Annotated in this window: 6 protein-coding genes; 4 read left to right on the forward strand and 2 right to left on the reverse strand. The window is 61.8% G+C overall.

Going from position 1 to position 6283, the window contains the following annotated elements; all coding sequences use genetic code 11:
- From AC2VON_RS01405 to AC2VON_RS01420, 4 genes are all read left to right on the forward strand, one after another.
- Positions 1-743: GDP-mannose 4,6-dehydratase (locus AC2VON_RS01405; RefSeq protein WP_486951332.1), on the forward strand; the 743-nt coding region annotated here is incomplete at its 5' end.
- On the forward strand, positions 740-1708 hold the full coding sequence (locus AC2VON_RS01410) for a GDP-L-fucose synthase family protein (RefSeq protein WP_486951333.1): 969 nt from the start codon (positions 740-742) through the stop codon (positions 1706-1708). The genes AC2VON_RS01405 and AC2VON_RS01410, both read left to right, overlap by 4 nt.
- Before the next feature lie 48 nt (positions 1709-1756).
- Positions 1757-2464, forward strand: a complete 708-nt coding sequence (locus AC2VON_RS01415; RefSeq protein ID WP_486951334.1) for an FkbM family methyltransferase — start codon at positions 1757-1759, stop codon at positions 2462-2464.
- A gap of 6 nt (positions 2465-2470) precedes the next feature.
- A complete protein-coding gene (locus AC2VON_RS01420; protein ID WP_486951335.1) occupies positions 2471-3220 on the forward strand; it encodes a glycosyltransferase family 2 protein in 750 nt (249 codons plus the stop codon).
- Between the two features lie 46 nt (positions 3221-3266).
- Here AC2VON_RS01420 and AC2VON_RS01425 read toward each other — a convergent pair whose 3' ends face one another.
- Complete coding sequence (locus AC2VON_RS01425) at positions 3267-5177, reverse strand: hypothetical protein (RefSeq protein ID WP_486951336.1); 1911 nt, start codon at positions 5175-5177, stop codon at positions 3267-3269.
- 570 nt (positions 5178-5747) lie between these two features.
- The gene (locus AC2VON_RS01430) at positions 5748-6143 is read right to left on the reverse strand and encodes a hypothetical protein (RefSeq protein WP_486951337.1); all 396 of its coding nucleotides are present in this window, start codon (positions 6141-6143) and stop codon (positions 5748-5750) included.
- Positions 6144-6283 lie beyond the last annotated feature (140 nt).

The raw sequence follows: 6283 nt of genomic DNA on the forward strand, positions 1-6283 counted from the left end.
GTTTCGACGAACCGGTGCACACCGGTGACACCACGGGCATGGGATCCATGCGTCTGCTCGAGGCGGTGCGCCTGTCCAAGGTGCACTGCCGCTTCTATCAGGCGTCGTCCTCGGAGATGTTCGGGGCGTCCCCTCCGCCCCAAAACGAGCTGACACCTTTTTACCCGCGGTCGCCCTACGGCGCGGCGAAGGTCTACTCGTACTGGGCAACGCGCAACTACCGCGAAGCCTATGGGCTGTTCGCCGTCAACGGCATCCTGTTCAACCACGAATCACCGCGACGTGGTGAGACTTTCGTGACACGAAAGATCACGCGGGCGGTTGCACGGATCAAGGCCGGCCGGCAGTCTGAGCTGTATATGGGCAATCTCGACGCCGTCCGCGACTGGGGCTACGCGCCGGAGTACGTCGAGGGAATGTGGCGGATGCTGCAAGCGCCCGAACCCGAGGACTTCGTGCTGGCGACGGGGCGGGGGTACACCGTGCGCGAGTTCGCCCAAACCGCCTTCGCACATGCCGGACTCGATTGGCAGGAGCACGTCAAGTTCGACGAACGCTACCTACGGCCCACCGAGGTGGATTCGTTGATCGGCGATGCGTCGAAAGCCTGCGACAAGCTGGGATGGAAAGCATCCGTCCACACCGCCGAACTGGCTCGTCTGATGGTCGACGCCGACGTCGCTGCTCTGGAGTGCGAGGGCAGTCCCTGGATCGACACGCCGTCCCTTCCCGGCCAGACATGAACGCCGGCACCGTATCCGGCGCCCTCGACCGGGCAACACCGGTATATATCGCCGGGCACCGCGGGCTGGTGGGATCCGCGCTGGTGCGCACGTTTCGCGCCGAGGGGTTCACCAACCTGCTGGTGCGGCCACGCTCGGAACTCGATCTGACCGATCGGGCCGCGACGTTCGACTTCATGCTCGACGCCAAGCCGCGGGTGGTGATCGACGCGGCGGCCCGAGTCGGCGGCATCCTGGCCAACAGCACCTATCCGGCCGACTTTCTGTCCGAGAACCTGCAGATCCAGGTCAACCTGCTCGACGCCGCCGTGGCCGCCGGGGTACCGCGGCTCCTGTTCCTGGGTTCCTCCTGCATCTATCCGAAGTTCAGTCCGCAACCGATCCCGGAGAGCGCGCTACTGACCGGCCCACTCGAGCCCACCAACGACGCCTACGCGATCGCCAAGATCGCCGGCATCCTGCAGGTGCAGGCCGTGCGGCGCCAGCACGGCCTGGCGTGGATCTCGGCGATGCCGACGAATCTGTACGGCCCGGGTGACAACTTCTCCCCGACCGGCTCACACCTGCTGCCCGCGCTGATCCGCCGCTACGACGAGGCCAGAGCCGCCGGAGCGCCCGAAGTGACGAACTGGGGCACCGGGACGCCGCGACGTGAACTGCTGCACGTCGATGACCTGGCCGCCGCGTCGCTGTTTCTGCTGGAGCATTACGACGGACCCGAGCACGTCAACGTGGGCACCGGCGTCGACCACTCCATCGCAGAGATCGCCGGGATGGTGGCCGCGGCGGTGGGCTACTCCGGCGAAACCCACTGGGATTCAACCAAACCGGACGGCACGCCCCGCAAGCTGCTGGACGTCTCCAGGCTGCGCGAAGCAGGATGGTCATCGCGAATCGGGCTGCGGGACGGCATCGAAGGCACGGTGGCGTGGTATCGCGATAACTCCGGCGCGGCAAGAAAGTAGCTGCCCACATGTTAGTGTGACGCAGTGGCGCTATCGCACCGTGCTCGTATGTTTACGCGCCGGATTGGTTTCGACGTATCCCGCTACCACCCCGAGCTGGACGGAAAGCGTAATTTCCTGAATCAGCTGAAACACCACAAGGTAAATCACGTTCTCGACGTGGGCGCCAACTCGGGACAATATGCGGCGGGCCTTCGGGAAGCTGATTACAGGGGTCGTATAACTTCTTTCGAACCTTTAGCGGGGCCTTTTGCACTCCTCGAACACAAGGCCTCGAAAGATTCGCTTTGGGATTGCAGGCGGTGCGCAATTGGTGACACAGAAGGAACGATCTCGATCAACGTTGCCGGCAACGCCGGTGAAAGCAGTTCGGTGCTGCCCATGCTGAAAAGCCATCAAGACGCCTATCCGCCAGCGAACTACGTCAGCACCGAAGAGGTGCCCATCGGCCGACTCGACTCGGTAGCAGCAGAAATCGTGTCGCCGACCGATGTTGTTTTCATGAAGATAGACGTTCAAGGCTTTGAGAAGCATGTTCTCGCCGGCGCTCAGAAAACCCTGGAAGACCGTTGCGTCGGCATGCAGCTGGAGCTGTCCTTCATACCCTTGTACGAAGGCGGCATGCTCATCCGCGAAGCGCTCGATGTCGCGTACTCCATGGGCTTCACACTGACTGGGCTGGTGCCCTGTTTCACAGATATGCGCAATGGCCGGATGCTTCAGGCCGACGGCATCTTCTTCCGCGAGGACAGCTGATCGGGAATGGTTGCACCGCCGCTGTTCTCCATCGTTGTTCCCACGTTCAACACGGCAGCGACCCTGGGTGCGTGCCTCGACAGCATCATCAGCCAGACGTGGAAAGACTTCGAGGTTGTCTTGGTCGATGGCTGCTCCACGGACACGACCCTGGATATCGCGAACGGCTATAAACCCGACATGGACGGGCGCCTGCTGATTCATAGCGGACCCGATCAGGGGCCTTACGACGCGATGAACAAAGGCGTTGCGCTCGCCACGGGAACTTGGTTGCTGTTCTTAGGCGCCGACGACACCCTTTATCAGCCGGACACGCTTGCGCAGATAGCCGCCTTCATCGGCGAAAGCGGCCCCAGCGACATAGTGTACGGCGACGCCATGATGCGTTCGACCTCATCGCGCTATGCCGGCAGCTTCGACCTCGACCGGTTGTTATTCGAGCAGAACATCTGCCATCAGGCTATTTTTTATCGTCGTGAGCTGTTTGCCGGTATCGGCCCCTTCAACCTGCGCTACCGCTTGTGGGCGGACTGGGATTTCAACATTCGCTGCTTCTCCAATCCAGCACTGGTTGCCCGGTACATGGATATCGTGGTGGCCGACTACAACGATGTGAGCGGGCTCAGCACTGCAGAGGACGAGGAACTCAAAAAGCGCCTGCCGGTATTCGTCAAAGTGTCATTGTCGGCGATGTTGCGCCGCAGAATTGAGCCGTGGCGCAAGCTGATCAGCGTCAGGCACGCGCACCACGGTTGACCATAATAACCCTGAGTCCGGGCGCGACTATTCCGCACAAACGGGCTCACCCCGTCGGACGCCCACCGCTGCTTGGAAATTCGACGCTGGCACCTACGGGCGGTGGAATCAGCCGGACAAGCCGGTTGTTGCGCGCGACCAGGAGGACAAGCCCCGGATCGTCCAAAGGTACGTCGACCCTAACATCCAGGGACCTGGGTACAGAACCGTCAACGGAGACAACTGTAACCGTAGCGCCACTGAGCTCTATCTGCTCGCCGACGCTCAGGGGCGCGCGAGAAGACCGAAACGTTTGCTCGACTGGGTTTGATGCCGCAGGGCCGCCAATCGCGTCAAGGCGAAAACTCGACGCACCGGTCCGTGTCAGCCGGTGACCACTCTGGGCCATCGACAAGATGTGCCAGGCGCTGACGGCCCTCGGTGCGAGCGCCTGGTCAATCGCAGCAGGGTAGAAGGCCGTCTGCATATCCGGTGCGGCCAAAACGATCACATGACTGACCACGGAATCCTCTAGACCGGCCGTCTGGAAAATCTCGATTTCCTGACGAGCAGTTTGGATGAGTTGGCCAACACCGGAGACAAATGCAATCGGAGCAAATACCAGGTGTAACAACACAATTGACAGAAGACCTACGCGGAGCACCTGCCGTGAACCTGACGTGGCGAGTTGTTGGCCGCCCCGATAGAGCAAGACGGCGAGAAAAAATGCTGTTGCGATGCTCGGAAACAATAAAAGCCTCGGGCTTGCGGGGCCCGCCGAGCTAATTGTCAACGAGAGCAAGGCTCCTGGGAGTAGCCAACGCAGCGTCGCGCGCTCGCTATCGGCTATGGCCGGCCGGACGAGGCGATAGATCAGAAAGAGCGCGAGCACGGCCGCAAATCCGATTGCGGCGCCCGTTGCCGGCGACACATTGGTAATAGCGCCGAGCACTGAAGATCCCACCAATGTGGGGACGCGCTCGGCCGCCGCCCGCAGGAAGCCGATCGGATTACTAGTAGGCCCGACGTAGAGGTTCCCACCAGCGCCGAAGTCGAGCAGGCTGTATACGCCCATGTAGGCTGCTGCGATCGCAAGCACCGGCATACTCGCGAGCACGCGAGAGCGCGCCGACGACCGATTCGGGGGCATGAGAGCGAACGCGTCGAAAGCGAGCCAGCAAGCTACGGCGCCCAGACCTGTCTCACTGCCCAGCAAGGCCACTATGACGCCGAGAGGGCCCAGCAACGCCCCGGGTCGCCACTCGTCACGCACGAATCGCACATGTGCGGTAAGGCCAAGCGTGGCAGGTATGGCGGCCAACATCACGTGACGCGATGCGATCCAACCAGCGGGCTCACTATGAAGCGCGTCGACAGCGAACAGCAGCGCGGCAAGGGTCGCGGTTGCCGAATGCGGCCCCAGGTGTCGGACACCGAGTGCGACGCGGAGCAAAACGCCTACAGACAGGACGAGCGTGACATAAAGCAATATCGACGTTACGTGATAGCCCGCCGCAAAATGGCCCCAAAGACTGTGGTCGAGCGAAAACAATAGACTCGTCAACGGCCGACAGAAGTGCATTTTAAAGCCTGGATCGGTGAACCAGGGCAGTGGACCGTCTTTGATCAGTTGGTTGACTTCGGCGCGGTTGGAAGCGAACCGATAGAGGTCGATGGGCGATTGGTGCGCATACGACGGCACGGCGTGCTCGATTTCTGCGAGCAGGGTGTAGTCGTCCGCGAAAAAGCCGATTTTGAGCGTGGGCAAGGCGATCAGCACTGTCAGCATAAGAACCGCCGGCAGAGCTCGCCGGCCGCCGAATATCTTGAGGACGCGCGAAACCCGGCCACCGGGCACCGCGGACCTGTCGGCGGTGTCGGCATGGTCAACGTGAGGGTGACAACTGAGGCTTTCGTACTCGGATGCGCCAGGGTTGCTGTTGCGTTCGGCCTCCACCGCGTCGTGGTGCGGTTGCAACGCGTCTCCGCGGGGTGCTGCGCACTCGTCCCGGCCCGCTACCGGCGCAAGCCGTGGTCGATCAGCCGAAGCTGATCGAAGTGGCATCAACTTGAGGAGTTTGTCCACTTCTCCCCTTTTTGGCCTGGTCGAACGGCAGCTGCCGCAGAGCCTCCCCACCACAGTCGCTCAGAGCTTAGTCCAGGGCCCTGCTTATCGGGTCGAATTACGGAATCTTGATGTGACACGGTTACGGCACCTGAACGACAGCGCAGCGAAACCGAGAATTGGTCCCTGGGAATCCCCGAGGGGCGTGACATACGGAGATTCGATTGGCGTTCGGCCCGCTGTGGCTCGGCCCGCCGGCTCAGGCGGGGCCGCTGGCGGGGCCGTCGCCGTCGGCACGCAAGCGGCCGAAATCGGCGTTCGCATCACCACCGGCCACATCAGCGACGCTGGACGCCGACCTGCCGCTTCGGCCTCTCAACCGTGTTGTGTACTGAATTGCAAACTCGCGAAGGCCCTACGCCACCGGATGCGCTCCGGATGCAGTCGGCGCCGAAGCGCGGGCAACGACGGTCGACCGTCGCGTCACCTGACCTCGACCACGATCGAATCCAAGCCGGCACGAATCACCGAGTCCGCAAACGCTGCTCGGGCGGCACCGGTGATCGCGTCAAGTTGCGGAAAACCTGCCAACCCCGAACCGAAGAGCCGCAAATCATCTATCACAATTGTGGACCCGGCTGGACATACATTGGCCAACCGTCCCAGCGTAGATTGCGCGGGCTCCATCTCCTCACCTGTAGCGGTACCAATTCCCGAAAAATGGCCATCCAAGAATACGAGCGGGGGCGAGGAACAACGAGCAACGAGCCTCGGGATCTCAGTCAACGAGTCGCCATGAACAATGCTCACATTGGCCGTACCGGCGAATCGTCGCTTGGCTGAGGCGAAGAGCGCATCATCCAACTCGACCGAGATCACTTCGTCGGCGTGCGCGGCGAAGAACGCCGTCGTCGCGCCCTTGTACTAAGGAGTTCGTAAGTAAGCCGAGACATGCCAGCGAAAATACTTGCTGACCAATGATATTCGGCGAGAATAGGTATGTGCGCGATAACGATGGC

This window comes from Mycobacterium sp. TH-M82 (genome assembly GCF_057473605.1).